The organism is Achromobacter sp. (assembly GCF_050285565.1).
Lineage (GTDB): Bacteria > Pseudomonadota > Gammaproteobacteria > Burkholderiales > Burkholderiaceae_B > Achromobacter.
This window is the reverse complement of the sequence record NZ_JBLZXG010000004.1, coordinates 302,741-319,129: the sequence shown is the minus strand read 5'-3', so window position 1 is coordinate 319,129 and position 16,389 is coordinate 302,741. Positions and strand designations below refer to the sequence as shown.

The following is a 16,389-nucleotide window of genomic DNA, read 5'->3' as shown; positions in this document are numbered from 1 at the left end:
GATGCCCCGGGGTTCGCTGTCATTGAAGCCCCGCCCGGCCGCGACCTCTTTGCGCTGGCGCAATGAGCGGGATGGACGGGGCGCAAACAAGCGGGCCGGCGCGCCACCCCGTGGATGCGCCTGATGCGCGCATCCACGGGGCAAGCCGCTAGCGGCGCGCGGGCGCGGCCCGCAACACCGGTTCGGCCGCGGCCGGCTTGCCGCTCAACAGGCCCAGGATGACTTGCACCACCATCGCCAGCGCCCCCAGCAGGAACACCACGTCGCCAAAGGTGCGGCCCCAGCGCAGGGTCTTGAGGATGTCCTGCTGCATGAAGGCCTCGCTGCGCGCGTACCACATGCCTTCGCTGACGCTGGCGTGGAACTGGATCAGGCCGATCGGCAGCAGGCTGGTGAAGATCATCAGCGCCAGGCCCAGGTTCAGGCCCCAGAACGCCAGCTTCATCAGGCCGGGGCTGAGCGCGTATTGCGGCCGGATATAGCGCAGCACCAGCAGCGTGAAGCCCAGCGCCAGGAAGCCGTAGACCCCGAACAGCGCGGCATGCGCGTGCACCGGCGTGGTGTTCAGGCCCTGGATGTAGTACAGCGACACCGGCGGATTGATCATGAAGCCGAACACGCCCGCGCCCAGCATGTTCCAGAAGGCCACCGCCACGAAGCACATCAGCGGCCACTTCAGGTTTTCCATCCACGGCGCGCGCGTCTTCAGGCGCCAGTTCTCCCAGGCCTCGTGGCCCAGCACGATCAGCGGCACCACTTCCAGCGCCGAGAAGCTGGCGCCCACCGCCATCACCGGCGTGGTGGTGCCGGCGAAGTACAGATGGTGGAAGGTGCCGGGAATGCCGCCCAGCATGAACAGCGAGGCCGAGGCCAGGCTGGCGGTGGTGGCCATGCGGCGCGACACCAGGCCCAGGGTCGAAAAGATGAAGGCCAGCGCGGTGGTGGCGAACACTTCGAAGAAGCCTTCGACCCACAGGTGCACGATCCACCAGCGCCAGTACTCCATCACGGTCAGGTGAGTGCGCTCGCCGTAGAAGAAACCGGCGCCGTAAAACAGGCCGATGGCGCCAACGGAGGCAGTCAGCAGCGCCAGCAGGTTCTTGTCGCCGCCCGGCGTGCGCAGCGCCGGCACGATGCCGCGCAGCATCAGCACCAGCCAGAAGCAGATGCCGGCGAACTTGCCGATCTGCCACAGGCGGCCCAGGTCGACGTATTCATAGCCCTGGTGGCCAAGCCAGAAGTTCAGATCCGGCGGCATGATCTGCGCGATCGCCAGGTAGTTGCCGGCGAACGAACCGACCACCACCAACACCAGCGCCCAGAACAGGATGTCGACCCCGGCCTTCTGGTACTTCGGATCGCGTCCGCCGTTGATCAGCGGCGCCAGGAACAGGCCGGCGGCCAGAAAGCCGGTGGCGATCCAGAACAGCGCGCTCTGCAAATGCCAGGTGCGCACCAGCGAATACGGGAACCACTGCGACAGGTCGATGCCATAAAACTTCTGCCCCTCGACCGTGTAGTGTGCGGTGAAGCCGCCCAACAGCACCTGGAAGCCGAACAGCGCCACCACCAGGAACAGGTACTTGCCCAGCGCGCGCTGCGACGGCGTCAGGGCGAAGGTGGTCAGCGGGTCCCGCGCCGGCGCGTCCGGTTCGGCCTCTTCCTTGCCGCGCAGGAAGGCCCAGGCCCACACCAGCAGGCCGATGCCGGCCAGCAGCACCACCACGCTGATGATCGACCACATCACGTTTTCGCTGCTGGGGTGGTTGCCGATCAGCGGCTCATGCGGCCAGTTGTTGGTGTAGGTGACCGAGGTGCCCGCGCGCTCGGTGGCGGCGGCCCAGGCGGTCCAGAAGAAAAAGCGCGTCAGTTGCTGGCGCCGGTTGGCGTCGGGCAGCGTGTTCTCCTTCATGGCGTAGTGTTCGCGGCTGGCGTGCAGGGCCGGCGCGTCCGAGAACAACTGGCCGTAATAGGCCGCGGTCTGCGCCACCGCCTGCGCCCGCCGCGGGCTCAGCACCAGCTTGCCGCCGGCCGCGTCGGCGCGATTGGCGCGGTACTCGGCCTTGAGCTGCTCGCGCAGCGCGGCCTGGGCGGGCGCGTCCAACTGGCCGTAATCGCGGCCATGCGCATCGCGCGCCGCCAGGTCGAGCCAGGCCATCAGCTCGCGGTGCAGCCAGTCGGCGGTCCAGTCGGGCGCCTGGTAGGCGCCGTGGCCCCAGATCGAGCCTAGCTGCATGCCGCCGATCGACTGCCAGGCGGTCTGGCCGTCCAGGATGTCGTCGCGGCCGAACAAGCGCGTGCCGTCGGCGCGGGCGACCTCCTGCGGAATCGGCGGCGCCTGGCGGTAGACTTCGCCGCCATAGAAGCCGAGCAATGCGAACGTGACCGCCAGCACGGCGATCAGCGTGAACCATAACTTCTTGTACGGGCCCATGATGGGGACACCCTCCTGTGTTGCGTTGTGGGGTATGCCCTCCCATGCGAATTCCGTGCCAGGTAAAACTCCCGCAAAATCAGCGGGTTGAAAGCGGGCTGGTGCTTTCTACCCGGCACCGGCGCGGTATAAAGCACCTGCGCGCGGTGTTTTACACCCCGCGCGCCAGGGCGCCGGGCCTCTACAATCGGGGACAACGACATCTTTGAAAAAGGAAGCGACCGCATGGCCACGGGCAAGCCCGACGCGTGGAGCCTCTTCCTGACCGCGCACGCGCTGGTGGTGGAAGAGATCGAAAAAAGACTGTCCGCCGCCGGCCTGCCGCCGCTGGCGTGGTACGACGCCCTGTGGGCGCTGGAACGCGCGCCGCAAGGCACGGCGCGCATGTTCGAGGTGGCCGAGCGCATGGTCATCGCGCGCTACAACCTGACACGCCTGATGGACCGCATCGAAGCGGCCGGGCTGGTCGAGCGTTTCCGCTGCGACGAGGACCGCCGCGCCACCTACGCCCGCATCACGCCGGACGGCCTGGCGCTGCGCCGCAAGATGTGGAAGGTGTACGGGCCGGCCATCGACGAACTGTTCCTGTCGCAATTGCCGCCGGCGCAGCAGGACGCGATGGCCGAGCAGTTCCGCCAGATCGCCCGCCATGTGCGGGCCTTGTCCAGACCCGCCGCCTGACCCGGCCGCCACGGAGCCCCGCATGCCCAACCGTCCCCCGCGGCACATCGGCATCGTCGCCTGCTCAGCCGAGGGCGCCGCGCTCTGCTACCGCACGATCTGCGCCGAGGGCGCGCTGCGCCTGGGGCCGCATGCGCACCCGGAGGTGTCGCTGCACAGCCTGTCGCTGGCGGACTACGTGGCGTGCCTGGAACGCGATGACCTGGCCGGCGTGGGCGCGCTGATGCTGGCATCCGCCGACAGGCTGGCGCGCGCAGGCGCCGATTTCCTGATCTGCCCCGACAACACCATCCACCAGGCGCTGGGCCATGTGCTGCCCCATTCACCGCTGCCCTGGCTGCACATCGCCGAAGAAGTCGCCGCCCAGGCCGCCGCCCGCGGCCTGCGCCGCATCGGCCTGCTCGGCACGCGCTGGCTGGTCGACAGTCCGGTCTACCCCGACAAGCTGCAAGCGCGCGGCCTGGACTTCGTGCGCCCCGACCCGGCCGACCGCGACCTGCTGGCGCGCATCATCATGGACGAACTGGTCTGCGGCGTGTTCAAGCCCGAATCGGTGGCCCTGCTGCAAGGCGTGGTGGCGCGGCTGCGCCAGGCCGGCTGCGACGCCGTGGTGCTGGGCTGCACCGAATTGCCGCTGGTGCTGAACGACGCCAATTGCGCGCTGCCGGCGCTGGATTCCACCCGCATCCTGGCGCGCGCCGCCTTGGACCGCGCGCTGGCCTGAGCGCGCGCTTTCAGAGCTGATCCAGGCCGTACTGGCGCAGGCGCTCCAGGTCCTGCACCTTGATCTGGTTGTACGACAGCGCCAGCACGCCCTGATCCGCCAGCGCCTGCAATGCCTGATTGACGCGCTGACGCGACAGGCCGGTCAGGTAGCCCAGCTCTTCCTGGGAAATGGCCAGCGTCAGGTCGGTGGACGGATACAGCTGCGGATTGAACAGCTGCGCCAGCGACTGCGCCACGCGCGCATCGGCGTCCAGCAGCCGATGGTTCTGGATCGAGGCGATGAACTCGCCCATGCGGTCGTTCAACTGGCCGATGACGAAGTGCGAAAACGGCAGGCTGGCCGCCAGCAGCGCGTGGAAGGTAGCGGCCGGCACCCGCAACACCAGCGACGGCTGGATCGCCACCACGTCGTACTTGCGCAATTCGCGCTTGATGACGCTGCCCTCGCCGAACCAGCCGCCCGGCGGCACCCCGGAAAAGGTGCAACTGCGTCCCGATTCGTTGTAGATCGCCAGCTTCAGCAGGCCGCTGTGCACGCCCAGCCAGTAATCCGACGGCGCGTTGCGGCGCGCGACCCAGGCGCCGCTGGCGACGTGCTCGCCACGCGCCGTGGCCAGCACCAGCTCCTGGTGCGGCGCCTCCAGCGTGGTGAACCAGGCGCAGCCGCGCAACAGCGCGGCCAGCTCGGCCCGGGAAACATCGTTTGAAACATCGGACATGGAAAGAACCGTGTAAAACTGCGGGTGGGCCGCCCGAAAAAAGGTCTGTCATGCAGGCGACAGACACCATTTTCCGGCGGCCGATAAGCTCTAGCAAGCAGCGGGATGCAGGCGACCGATCAATACCGGCGATCCAGATCAAGTTTCCCGCATAAAAGCATATCCGGGCGTCCCCGCGCCCCACAGGAGACAAGCATGAGCAGCATGTTCGAACATGGCCTGGCGCGCCGTGACGCCAACTACGAGCCCCTCACCCCGGTCGACTTCATCGCCCGCGCCGCGCAGGTCTATGGCAACCGCCTGGCCGTGGTGCACGGCGCCGTGCGCCGCACCTGGGCCCAGACCTACGAACGCGCGCAGCGCCTGGCCGGCGCACTGGCCGCCGCCGGCATCCAACGCGGCGACACGGTGGCGGTGATGCTGCCGAACATCCCCGCCATGGTCGAGGCGCACTTCGGCGTGCCGATGCTGGGCGCCGTGCTCAACACCCTCAACACCCGCCTGGACACGCCCAGCGTGCTGTTCATGCTGGGCCACGGCGAGGCCCGCGCGCTGATCGTCGACACCGAATACGCCGAGCTCGCGCAGCGCGCCCGCGCCGAATTCCCGCACCTGAAGGTGATCTCGGTGCACGACCTGGACAGCGCCCCGGCCACCCTGCCCGGCGCCACCGATTACGAGGCCTTCCTGGCCGCCGCCCCCGCCACATTCGACTGGCGCCCGCCGGTCGACGAATGGGACGCGATCGCGCTGAACTACACCTCGGGCACCACCGGCGATCCCAAGGGCGTGGTCTACCACTACCGCGGCGCCTATCTGAACGCCGTCAGCAACATCCTCGAATGGGACATGCCCAAGCATCCGGTCTACCTGTGGACCCTGCCGCTGTTCCACTGCAACGGCTGGTGCTTCGCCTGGACCGTGGCGGCACGCGCCGGCGTCAACGTCTGCCTGCGCAAGTTCGACCCCAAGACCGTGTTCGACCTGATCCGCGCCGAGGGCGTCACCCACTACTGCGGCGCGCCCATCGTGCAGAGCGCGCTGGCCAACGCCCCGGCCGAGCTGCGCGCCGGCATCACCCATACCGTGCGCACCATGGTGGCCGGCGCCGCGCCCGCGCCGGCGGTGATCGCCAAAATGAAGGAAATCGGCTTCGAACTGACCCATGTCTACGGCCTGACCGAGGTCTACGGCCCGGCCGCCGTGTGCGCCCCGCAGGAAGCCTGGAACGACCTGGAAGACGAACAGCGCGCCCTGCTGACCGCGCGCCAGGGCGTGCGCTACCACCTGCAGGCCGGCGTCTCGGTGCGCAACCCCGACACCATGCAGGAAGTGCCGGCCGACGAGCAGACCGTGGGCGAGATCATGTTCCGCGGCAACATCTGCATGAAGGGCTACCTGAAGAACGAGCGCGCCACCGAGGAAGCCTTCGGCGGCGGCTGGTTCCACACCGGCGACCTGGGCGTGATGACGCCCGACGGCTACATCCGCATCAAGGATCGCAGCAAGGACATCATCATCTCGGGCGGCGAGAACATCTCCAGCATCGAGGTCGAGGACGCCCTCTACCGCCATCCGGCCGTGGCCGCGGTGGCGGTGGTGGCCATGCCCGACCCGAAATGGGGCGAAACGCCCTGCGCCTTCGTCGAACTCAAGCCCGGCCACAGCGCCACCGCCGAAGAGATCATCGCCCACTGCAAGCTGCTGCTGCCCGGCTTCAAGGTGCCGCGCGCGGTGCGCTTCGGCGAACTGCCCAAGACCTCGACCGGCAAGATCCAGAAATTCGAACTGCGCGCCGCGGTGGGTTCCACCCGCGCCATTGACGCCACCTGACCCCCTTCCTACCCGGAGCTCCGACGCCATGACGTACCAAGCCCCCGTGAAAGACATGCTGTTCGTGCTGAACCACCTCGCCGGCCTGCCGCGGGTGGCGGCGCTGCCGCAATACGCCGAAGCCACGCCCGACACCGCCCAGGCCGTGCTGGAGGAAGCCGCCACCTTCGCCGCCGACGTGCTGGCGCCGTTGAACCATCCCGCCGACCGCGATCCCAGCGCCTGGCGCGATGGCGCCGTGACCACCTCGCCCGGCTTCAAGCAGGCCTTCCGCCAATACGCCGAGGCCGGCTGGCAGGGCATGACGCATCCGGTCGAATACGGCGGCCAGGGCCTGCCCGGCCTGTTGGGCGCGCCCTGCTCCGAGATGCTCAACGCCGCCAATCTGTCGTTCGCCCTGTGTCCGCTGCTGACCAACGGCGCCGTCGAGGCGCTGCTGACGGCCGGCTCGCCGGCGCTGCGCGAGCGCTTCATCGGCCCGATGCTGGCGGGCCGCTGGACCGGCACCATGAACCTGACCGAACCGCAGGCCGGCTCCGACCTGGCGCTGCTGCGCACCCGCGCGCAGCCGGCCGGCGACGACACCTACCGCATCTCGGGCACCAAGATCTTCATCACCTACGGCGAACACGACCTGGCCGAGAACATCATCCACCTGGTGCTGGCGCGCCTGCCCGATGCGCCCGAAGGCGTCAAAGGCATCTCGCTGTTCCTGGTGCCCAAGTTCCTGGTCAACGACGACGGCTCGCTGGGCGCGCGCAACGACGTCACCTGCGTCTCGATCGAGCACAAGCTGGGCATCAAGGCCAGCCCCACCGCGACGCTGCAATTCGGCGACGCGGGCGGCGCCATCGGCTACCTGGTGGGGCAGGAAAACCGCGGCCTGGACGCCATGTTCATCATGATGAACGCGGCCCGCTTCGCCGTCGGCGTGCAGGGCATCGCGGTGGCCGACCGCGCCTATCAGCACGCGCTGGCCTACGCCGCCGAGCGCGTGCAGAGTCGCCCGGTGGACGGCTCCTCGCGCAACGCCGTGGCCATCATCCAGCACCCGGACGTGCGCCGCATGCTGGGCACCATGCGCGCCCTGACCGAAGCCGGCCGCGCGCTGGCCTACTACACCGCCGGGCACGCCGACCTGGCCCACGCCAGCGCCGACCCGGCCGAGCGCGCCCGCCACCTGGCGGTGCAGGAATTCCTGGTGCCGATCGTCAAGGGCTGGTGCACCGAAGCCTCCATCGACGTCGCCAGCCTGGGCGTGCAGGTGCACGGCGGCATGGGCTTCATCGAAGAGACCGGCGCCGCCCAGTACTACCGCGATGCCCGCATCCTCACCATCTACGAAGGCACCACAGCGATCCAGGCCAATGACCTGGTCGGCCGCAAGACGCTGCGCGACGGCGGCGCGGTGGCGCAGGCGCTGATCGAGGAAATCCGCCAGACCGAGGAAGCGCTGCAGGCGCGCGGCGAACCGGCCGCCCGCCTGGTGCTGACGCCGCTGCGCCAGGGCCGCCTGGCGCTGGCCAACACGGTCGACTTCGTGGTCGCCAACGCCGCCGCCCATCCCAACGCGGTGTTCGGCTCGGCGGTGCCCTACCTGCTGCTGGCGGGCACCGTGCTGGCCGGCTGGCAGATGGCGCGCGCGCTGCTGGCGTCGCTGGACCACCTGGACGAGGATCCTGCCTTCCACCAGGCCAAGATCGCCACGGCCCAGACCTACGCCCTGCACAAGCTGACCCAGGCGCCCGGCCTGGCGGCGGTGGTGGCCGGCTCGCTCGAGTACGCCGTGCAGCCCTGAGGCCGGCGCGCTTTTCCCCCAGCCAAAAGACCGCCCCGGCGGTCTTTTGCATTGGAGCGCAGCCCTATTAAACATATAACCAGAAAGAATAAGGAAAATAATTAAACATATCTAAAATTAATAAGCAGGCAACGGAAACCCTTGCCCGCGGGCAAGCCGCCAGCCGCATCAAGGCGCCGTCGTTCAGGACCCCTCTTCCATGTTCCGCAAGCTGTTCACCGCCGCCGTCATCGCCGCCGCCACGTCCCTGGTTCCGGTTCACGCCGCGCCGCCCGCTCTGGAAATCGGTTACCTGCCGATCCTGCCGGACGCGCAGTTGTTCGTGGCGCTGGAAGAAGGCACGCTGCAGGCCAAGGACGCGCCCGCGCCCAAGCTGGTGCAGTTCCAGAGCGGCCCGGCGTTGACCCAGGCCCTGTTGGCCGGGCAGTTGGACGTCGCCTACGTCGGCATCGGCCCGGCGCTGGTGGCCAGCGCCAAGGGCGCCGGCATCAAGGTGGTGGCCTCCAACATCGTCGAGCAGGTCAACGTGGTCGCGCTGGGCACGCTGGCGCCTTATTTCGCCTCGGGCGATCCGGCCACGGCGTTCGCCCGCTTCGCCAAGGACAAGGGCAGAAAGCCCGTCATCGCCAGCTACCCCAAGGGCGCCGTGCCCGAGGCCGCGCTGCAATACTGGCTGCGCAACCGCCTCAAGGCCGACCCGGCCAGCCTGGAACTGATCTACCAGGGCGAAGCGCAGATCCAGCAATCGCTGCTGACCGGCGCCATCGACGGCGCCGCCATCCTCGAACCCACCGTCTCCACCGTGCTGACCCGCGTGCCGCAAGCGCGCGTGGTGGCGCGCGGCTCGCAACTGTTCCCGAACCAGCCCGGCGCCGTGCTGCTGGTGCGCGACAAGCTGATCGCCGACCACCCCGAGGCGGTGCGGCAACTAGTCGACGCCCAGCTCGCCGCCACCGCCCTGCTCAAGAACGATCCGGCCCGCGCCGCGGCCCACGTGCAGAAGTACGTCGGCGGCGGCCGCCTGGACCGCGCGCTGGTCGAAAAGGCCATCCGCAATTCGCATGACCAGTTCGTGGCCGATCCGCACGCCATCGTCGAGGCCACCGCCGAGCTGCAGACCTTCCAGGCCAGCCTGGGCACGGTCGACGCCGCCAAGGTCGACGTCAAGCAGCTGTTCGACACCCGCTTCTACGACAAGGCCAGAAAGCAATGAGCCAGACCGCCCCGGCCCTGGCCGCTCCCGCGCCGCAGGCCCGCAAGGGCGCGCCGCCCTGGTTCGCCGCCGCGCGCCGGGCGGCTTACGGCATCGGCGGACTGGCCGTCTTCATCGCCATCTGGAAAGCCGCGCTGATCTGGCAATGGGCGCCCCCGGGCACCCTGCCCGACCCCTTCGCGCTGCCCGCCACGCTGATCCAGGAATGGCAGTCGGGCCGGCTGCTGCCAGCCATCGGCTCCAGCCTGGTGCATTACTTCTGGGGCCTGGCCGCCGGCACCGCGCTGGGCTTCGCGGCCGGCCTGGCGGCCGCCACGCTGCCGCGCTTCGACCTGGCGCAAGCCTACCTGGCGCGCATCCTGCGGCCGATCCCGCCGCTGGCCTGGGTGGTGTTCGCCATCGCCTGGTTCAAGGTCAGCCATGCCGGCGCCGCCTTCGTCATCGCCATCGGCGTGTTCTGGGTCAACTACTTCGCCACCTATAGCGCGGTGCGCAACGTCGACCCGCGCTATTACGAACTGGCCCGCGCCTTCGGCCATGGCGGCTACCTGGCGCGCGCGCTGGGCGTGACGCTGCCGGCCATCGCCCCCGGCGCGCTGTCGGGCGTGCGCACCGGCATCGGCCAGGCGTGGATGACGCTGATCGCCGCCGAACTGCTGGGCGTGCCCGGCATGGGCCAGGAAATGAACGCCGCCGCCGGCGTCGGCGCCTATGATGCGGTGGTGGTCTACATGCTGATCATCTCGCTGGTCTACACGCTCTGCGACCTGGCGTTCTCGGCGGTCGAAAGCAAGGTGCTGCAATGGCGTCCGTGATCGAATTCTCGAAACTCTCGTACCGGCATCCGGGCGCCGACGCGCCCGTGATCCAGGGCCTGTCGCTGGCGATCGAAGCGGGCAGCTTCGTGGCGGTGGTGGGCGGCTCGGGCGTGGGCAAGTCCACGCTGCTGCGCGCGGCGGCCGGCCTGGCCGATCCCGCCAGCGGCGAGGTGCGCTTCCAGGCGCCCGCGCGCGCCGGCCGCCGCAGCCGCGCGGTGGTGTTCCAGGACAGCCGCCTGCTGCCCTGGCGCACGGTCGGCGGCAACGTCGGCTACGGCCTGGAAGGCCTCGGGCTGGACCGCGACGAGCGGCAACAGCGCATCGACGCCGCGCTGCGACTGACCGGCATGGGCGACTACGGCCGCCGCTGGCCGCACCAGTTGTCCGGCGGCCAGGCGCAACGCGTCGGCATCGCCCGGGCGCTGGCGGTCAAGCCGGACCTGCTGCTGATGGACGAACCCTTCAGCGCGGTCGACGCCATCACCCGCCGCCACCTGCAGCAGGAGCTGATCCGCGTCTGGCAGGCCTCGGGCGCGGCGGTGCTGTTCGTCACCCACGACATCGAGGAAGCGGTGTTCCTGGCCGACAAGGTGGTGGTGCTGGGCGGCCGCCCGGCCAATATCGCCGGCGACTTCGACATCGCGCTGCCGCGCCCGCGCGACCGCGCCGATCCGGCCTTCGCGCGGCAGGTGGCGGCGATCGCCCACGCGCTGGAACACCACTGAGGCCGGCGCCGGCTCAGGCCCGGCGCGGCGCCACGCAGCCAGGCGCCGTCCCGCGCGGCAACGTCAACGCCCAGAACAGCGCGGCCACCAGGCTCAGGCCGGCGCCCAGCGCGCACACGCCCAGCCAGCCGGCGCGCGCATATACAAAGGTCGAGGCAATCGACCCGAGGCCGCTGCCGGCCGCGTAGAACATCATGTAGCCGCCCACCAGCCGGCTGTGCGCCTGCGTGCCGAGGGCGAAGATCATGGTCTGATTGGTCACGTGCAGCGCCTGCGCGGCGATGTCCAACAGCAGCACGCCCAGCGCCAGCGCCCACAGGCTCTGGTCGAGGAAGGCAATCGGCACCCAGGCCAGGCACAGCAGCGCCAGCCCCGCGCCCGTGGTGCGTTGGCCATGGCCGCAATCGGCCAGCCGCCCGGCCCGCGCCGCCACCAGCACCCCCGCCACCCCGACCAGCCCGAAGGCCCCCACCGCCGTATGCGTGAGCGCATGCGGCGGCGCGCTCAACGGCAACACCAGCGCGGTCCAAAACGCGCTGAAGACGGCAAACATCAGCAGCGCGATCATGCCGCGCACCTGCAGCACGCGCTCGGTGGCCAGCAAGGTGAACAGCGAGCGCAGCAGCGCGCCGTAGCGCAGGTTCGCCGTCGGCAGCGCGCGCCGTGGCAGCCAGCGGTGCAGCGCCAGGGCCAGCCCCGCCGCCAAGCCGGCCGACACCAGGTAGACCGCGCGCCAGCCCCACAGATCGGCCACCGCGCCGGCCAGCGTACGCGCCAGCAGCAGGCCGATCACCACCCCGCCCTGCGCCGCGCCGACCACGCGCCCACGCTCGGCCGGCGCCGCCAGCGCGGCCGACAGGGCCAGCAGCCCCTGCGTCATGGCGGTGCCCAACAGCCCCAGCGCCAACATGCCGGCCAGCAGCCACGGCGTCCGCGGGGCCGCCGCCACCGCCACCAGGGCCAGCCCCAGCAGCCCCAGTTGGGCCAGCATCAGGCGGCGCCGATCCAGCAGGTCGCCCAGCGGCACCACCAGCACCAGCGCCAGGGCGCAGCCCAACTGCGTAGCGGTGACGATGACGCCCACCGCGCCCTCGTGCATGCCGAACTCGCGCCCCATGGCGTCGAGCAAGGGTTGCGCGTAGTAGACGTTGGCCACGCTCAGCGCGCAGGCCACCGCCAGCAACAACACCACCGCGCCGGGCAACAGCGCGGCGGATTGGGCGGCGGGCGCCCCGGCCGGGAGTGATCGTTCAGCCATGGCGGCCTCTTTGGTTGCATAACAAAACCAGAATGCTAGGCCAGGAGGTTTTATAATGCAACCACAAATTCCAACCTCGCACCGCCGCGCCCGCCGGCAAAGGTCAGGACGACATGGTCAAACGCACCCGTCTCGAAGGCGCCGCCTGCCCGGTGGCGCGCGCGCTCGACGTGATCGGCGATTGGTGGTCGCTATTGATCGTGCGCGACGCGTTCGATGGCGTGCGCCGCTTCGGTGAATTCCAGAAAAGCCTGGGCGTGGCCAAGAACATCCTCAGCGACCGCCTGCGCACGCTGGTGGCGCACGACATCCTGACGGCCGTGCCGGCTGCCGACGGCAGCGCCTACCAGGAATACGTGCTGACGCCAAAAGGCCAGGCGCTGTTTCCGGTCATCGTCGGCCTGCGCCAGTGGGGCGAAGACCACTACTACGGCCCGGCCGAGCCGCACTCCACGCTGATCGACCGCAAGCGCGGCCAGCCGGTGCAACGGCTGCAAGTGCGAGCCCAGGACGGCCGTGCGCTGGCGCCGGAAGATACCGTGGTGCACCGGGTCGACACCGGGCGCGCCTAACCGGCACGCCCCGCCGCCGGCCACTGCCCGGTGGCCAGCGCGGTCGGCGCATAGCCGCCAAAGCGCCAGCGCAAGGCCAACGCGCCCGGCCGCGACCGGGACCGCCGCACGTGCACCCGCCACAAGCGCTCGGCCCCCGCGAAGCTCCCGATCTCCGGGCTATCCAGCACCACCTCGGCGCGGCCCGACACCTGCAGCACGTCACCGCGCTCGAAATCGATGAAGAGCAGGCCCGCGCGCGGGTTGAGCACCATATTGCCCAGCGTATTGAAGAAACGGTTGCCGGAGAAATCCGGGATCGTCAGCGTATCGCCGTCGATGCGCACGAACCCCGGCATGCCGCCCCGGTGCGAGACATCGACGCGGCGCCCGGCGGCGTCGGTGTCCGCATAGGTCGCCACGAACAGCGTATCGGCGCGCGCGATCAGCGCCCGGCCGGCCTGGTCCAGCCCGCCGCGCTCGCGCGGCGGCCCGGCAAAGCGCAACGCCGGCGAGCGCGCGAAATGAAAGTCGCGCGCCTGGATGTACTGCGGACAATTGCCGAACGACTCCGCCACCGCCACCTCGAAGCGTCCGTCCGCCCACGCCGCGATGCGCCCGTTCATGCGATTGCGCCGGCGCGTGTGCAGTTCGATCCCCAGCAGGCCCAGCGGCCGGCCGGGCCCCAGACCATCGCTGAGCGGATCGTCGGCGTCCGGCATGACGGCCACACGCAACGTCCGCGGATCCGGCGACATGGCGAAACCGGGCTCGCCTTCCAACACACCGGCCCAGGGATCGCCCTGCCCGTCGACGGCGCCCGCCACCAGAAATGGCAACTGCGCGAAAAAGGCGCGGTGCTGGTCGGGCATGTCGTCGCGGATCAACTTGGCCCCGACCTGCGCCATGCGCTCGGCCACGCCGGCGTGCGCCTGCAACTGGCGTTCGCCGGCGTGCCAGGGCGCGGCTGGGGTGTCGAGGGAATGGGGGTTCATGGCAGGCTCCTTGGACGCGGCGGCGCCGGCATTCAGGCGGCGCACAGGCCGACCGCGGACGGCGCCATCGGCATGAAGCGCGGCCAGGCCTGGATGCGCGCCAGCCAGGCGCGCACCCGCGGATACGCCTGCAGCGATACATTGCCCTCGGGCGCGTGCGCCACATAGGTATAGCAGGCCACGTCGGCAATGGTCGGCGCCGCGCCCGCCAGATAGCCGGTGGTGGCCAGTTCCCGCTCCATCACCGCCAGCAGCGCGTGCGCGCGCGCCAGCGTGGCGGGCACATCGTGCGCGGCGCCGAACAGCGTCACCAGCCGCGCCGCCGCGGGTCCGCCGACCAGCGGACCGGAAGCGGCCGACAGCCAGCGCTGCACCGCCGCCGCGCCCACCGGATCCTCGGGCAGCCAGGCCTGGCCGTTGTAGCGCTTGCACAGGTAAACCAGGATGGCGGTCGAATCGGCCACCACCACGCCGTTGTCATCGATGACAGGCACCTGGCCGAAGGCGTTCAACGCCAGGAACTCGGGGCGCTTGTGCGCGCCGCCGCGCAGGTCGACCTCGACGAAGCGGTGCGGCACGTCCAGCAGGGACAGCATCAGGGCCACGCGGTGCGAATGGCCCGACAGGGGAAAACCGTAGAACGTCAGGGGAGCGGCGGACATGGGGGCTTCTCATGAAAGGGAACAGGCCGCCATGTTGAACCGGCGCCGCCCGCCTGGGAACGGCCATGGCGCGCAAGACACCATTGCCGCCGCTGAAAGAATTCACGCCGGCAGGGCCGCCAGGTCGCGGCGCAGCGCATCGACGCAGAAGTCGACGAAGCTGCGCACCTTGGCGGAACTCTTGCGCCCTTCGGGGTAGACCACGTGCACCGGCAACGGCGGTGTTTCGTAGTCGCGCAGCACCACCTGCAGGGCGCCGCTGTCCAGGTCGCGCGCCACTTGGTATGACACCACCTGGGTCAGCCCCCAGCCTTCGCGGGCCGCCGCCACGGCGGCGCGGAACGACGTCACCGTCAACTGCGATGCCAGCGCCAGGCGCAGCGGCTGGCCGTCCTGCAGGAAGCGCCATTGCGAACCGCGCCCTTCCATTGCCGCCGTAATGGTGCAAAAGCGCGCCAGCGCGTCGGGGTTTTCCGGCGTGCCGTGGCGGCGCAGAAACGCGGGCGAGGCGCACACCACCCGCCGCACCTGCCCCACTGGAATCGCGGTCAGCGAGGAATCGGGCAAGGCGCCGATGCGCACCGCCACGTCCACGCCTTCGTCCAGCAGGTTCACCACGCGGTCCACCAGCAAGGCGCGCACCGATACCTCGCGGTGCTGGCGCAGGTAGCCCATCACCGCCGGCATCACATGCCGTTCGCCGAACAGCGCCGGCGCCGTGACGTGCAGCGACCCGCGCGGCGCCGCCATCGCGCCGGCGGCGGCATCATCGGCCTGCTCCACCGCATCGAGGATGACACGGCAATCGGCCGCGTAGCGCTGGCCGGCCTCGGTCAGGCGCAGACTGCGGGTGGTGCGCACCAGCAGCAACGTGCCCAGGCGGCGCTCCAGCGCCGCGACGCTGCGCGTCACGCTCGGCGCCGACATCGCCAGCCGGCGGGCGGCGGCGGCGAAGCTGCGGGCCTCGGCCACCGCCAGGAATACGCTCATTTCATGAAATCGGTTCAAGGCGCTCGGCCTCCTCGGCAGGAATGCGCACCGGCAGGCCCGGCACCTCGGGCAGCGCGGCGACGCTGTCGCGCACGCCTTGCCGCACAATGTCCGCCAAGGCCGCCACCGCCGGCCCCGGCCGGCCGCGCGCGTGATACAGCGACAACGACAGCCCCGGCAAGGGCGGCAAGCCGCCCTCGCCCGGCGCCATGACCCGCAGCCCGGCCGGCAGCCCCAGCGGCGTGCGCACCATCAGCCCCAACCCCGCGCTGACCGCCGCCCACAGGCCCGCCAGGCTGGGACTGATGAAGGCCGACGTCCAGGCGATGCCGGCCTGATCCAGCGCCGCGGTGGCGCGAACCCGGAACAGGCACGGCGCCTCGAACGCCACCAGCGGCAAGGCGCCGTCGGCATCGCGCGGCCGCGCATTCTGCGCCGGATCGGGCCCGGCCGGGCCGATCCAGCACAGCGGCAGCTCCGCCAGCCGCACGCCATGCGGCCGCGCCGGGTCATGATCCCAGGCCAGCGCCAGATCCAGTTCGCCGGCCGCCATGCGCGCGAGCAGGTCGGCATTGCGCGCCACCCGTGCCTCGATCCGCACCTGCGGATGGGCGCGGGCGAACCGGCCCAATACCCGCGGCAGCAGGATCTCGCCGAAATCCTCCTGCAAGCCCAGTCGCACCCGGCCCTGCAACTGCGCGCCACGCACCGCGACCGAGGCCTGATCGTTCAGCTCCAGCAGCCGGCGCGCGTACGCCAGCATGGTCTCGCCCGCGTCGGTCAGCGCCAGGCCGCGCCCCGCCTTGCGCAACAGCGGCACCCCGGCCTGTTCCTCGAGCTTTTTCAGTTGCGCGCTGACCGCCGAGGTGGAGCGCCCGAGCCGGTCGGCCGCGCGGCCGAAGCTGCCCAGATCCACGCCGGCGACGAAGCTGCGCAACACGTCGAGGTCGAAAGTGACAGGCCGCATGAATATCCCGTTTTTTTGA

At 70.2% G+C, this 16,389-nt stretch carries 15 protein-coding genes; 8 read left to right on the top strand and 7 right to left on the bottom strand.

All coding sequences use genetic code 11. The features are described 5' to 3' along the window. Positions 1-148: 148 nt before the first annotated feature. On the bottom strand, positions 149-2,434 hold the full coding sequence (locus tag ACN6O8_RS10250; RefSeq protein ID WP_427990944.1) for a nitric-oxide reductase large subunit: 2,286 nt from the start codon (positions 2,432-2,434) through the stop codon (positions 149-151). A gap of 225 nt (positions 2,435-2,659) precedes the next feature. Between ACN6O8_RS10250 and ACN6O8_RS10245 the strand changes: the two genes are divergently transcribed. Next, positions 2,660-3,115 carry a MarR family winged helix-turn-helix transcriptional regulator gene (locus tag ACN6O8_RS10245; RefSeq protein WP_427990943.1) on the top strand — a complete coding sequence of 152 codons (456 nt, stop codon included), beginning with the start codon at positions 2,660-2,662 and terminating at the stop codon, positions 3,113-3,115. A gap of 22 nt (positions 3,116-3,137) precedes the next feature. Then, positions 3,138-3,839: an aspartate/glutamate racemase family protein gene (locus ACN6O8_RS10240; protein ID WP_427990942.1), complete on the top strand. Its 702-nt coding sequence runs from the start codon at positions 3,138-3,140 to the stop codon at positions 3,837-3,839. Positions 3,840-3,849: 10 nt separating this feature from the next. Here ACN6O8_RS10240 and ACN6O8_RS10235 read toward each other — a convergent pair whose 3' ends face one another. Next, positions 3,850-4,560, bottom strand: a complete 711-nt coding sequence (locus tag ACN6O8_RS10235; protein ID WP_427990941.1) for a Crp/Fnr family transcriptional regulator — start codon at positions 4,558-4,560, stop codon at positions 3,850-3,852. Positions 4,561-4,755: 195 nt separating this feature from the next. On the opposite strand from ACN6O8_RS10235, the gene ACN6O8_RS10230 reads away from it, so the two are divergent. The 5 genes from ACN6O8_RS10230 (at position 4,756) to ACN6O8_RS10210 (ending at position 10,947) form a co-directional block, all read left to right on the top strand. Then, positions 4,756-6,393, top strand: coding sequence for an acyl-CoA synthetase (locus ACN6O8_RS10230; protein WP_427990940.1), 1,638 nt, complete (start codon positions 4,756-4,758; stop codon positions 6,391-6,393). 28 nt (positions 6,394-6,421) lie between these two features. Next, positions 6,422-8,191 (top strand): acyl-CoA dehydrogenase, encoded by a 1,770-nt coding sequence (locus ACN6O8_RS10225; protein ID WP_427990939.1) that lies wholly within the window; start codon positions 6,422-6,424, stop codon positions 8,189-8,191. A gap of 199 nt (positions 8,192-8,390) precedes the next feature. Next, entirely contained in the window at positions 8,391-9,404 is a 1,014-nt protein-coding gene (locus ACN6O8_RS10220) for an ABC transporter substrate-binding protein (RefSeq protein WP_427990938.1), read from the top strand. Further along, positions 9,401-10,219 carry an ABC transporter permease gene (locus ACN6O8_RS10215; protein ID WP_427990937.1) on the top strand — a complete coding sequence of 273 codons (819 nt, stop codon included), beginning with the start codon at positions 9,401-9,403 and terminating at the stop codon, positions 10,217-10,219. The genes ACN6O8_RS10220 and ACN6O8_RS10215 overlap by 4 nt, the downstream gene beginning before the upstream one ends. After that, positions 10,207-10,947, top strand: a complete 741-nt coding sequence (locus ACN6O8_RS10210; RefSeq protein ID WP_427990936.1) for an ABC transporter ATP-binding protein — start codon at positions 10,207-10,209, stop codon at positions 10,945-10,947. Before ACN6O8_RS10215 ends, ACN6O8_RS10210 begins: the two co-directional genes overlap by 13 nt. Before the next feature lie 13 nt (positions 10,948-10,960). On the opposite strand, the gene ACN6O8_RS10205 is transcribed toward ACN6O8_RS10210, so the two are convergent. Then, complete coding sequence (locus tag ACN6O8_RS10205) at positions 10,961-12,205, bottom strand: MFS transporter (protein ID WP_427990935.1); 1,245 nt, start codon at positions 12,203-12,205, stop codon at positions 10,961-10,963. A 113-nt stretch (positions 12,206-12,318) separates the two neighbouring features. Between ACN6O8_RS10205 and ACN6O8_RS10200 the strand changes: the two genes are divergently transcribed. Further along, positions 12,319-12,777: a winged helix-turn-helix transcriptional regulator gene (locus ACN6O8_RS10200; RefSeq protein WP_427990934.1), complete on the top strand. Its 459-nt coding sequence runs from the start codon at positions 12,319-12,321 to the stop codon at positions 12,775-12,777. On the opposite strand, the gene ACN6O8_RS10195 is transcribed toward ACN6O8_RS10200, so the two are convergent. The 4 genes from ACN6O8_RS10195 to ACN6O8_RS10180 form a co-directional block, all read right to left on the bottom strand. Next, complete coding sequence (locus ACN6O8_RS10195; protein ID WP_427990933.1) at positions 12,774-13,751, bottom strand: pyridoxamine 5'-phosphate oxidase family protein; 978 nt, start codon at positions 13,749-13,751, stop codon at positions 12,774-12,776. The two genes, ACN6O8_RS10200 and ACN6O8_RS10195, sit on opposite strands and share 4 nt — an antisense overlap. A gap of 32 nt (positions 13,752-13,783) precedes the next feature. Next, complete coding sequence (locus tag ACN6O8_RS10190) at positions 13,784-14,413, bottom strand: glutathione S-transferase family protein (RefSeq protein ID WP_427990932.1); 630 nt, start codon at positions 14,411-14,413, stop codon at positions 13,784-13,786. Between the two features lie 102 nt (positions 14,414-14,515). Continuing rightward, entirely contained in the window at positions 14,516-15,403 is an 888-nt protein-coding gene (locus tag ACN6O8_RS10185) for a LysR family transcriptional regulator (protein WP_427990931.1), read from the bottom strand. 1 nt (position 15,404) lies between these two features. Next, complete coding sequence (locus tag ACN6O8_RS10180) at positions 15,405-16,370, bottom strand: LysR substrate-binding domain-containing protein (RefSeq protein ID WP_427990930.1); 966 nt, start codon at positions 16,368-16,370, stop codon at positions 15,405-15,407. Between the last annotated feature and the right edge of the window lie 19 nt (positions 16,371-16,389).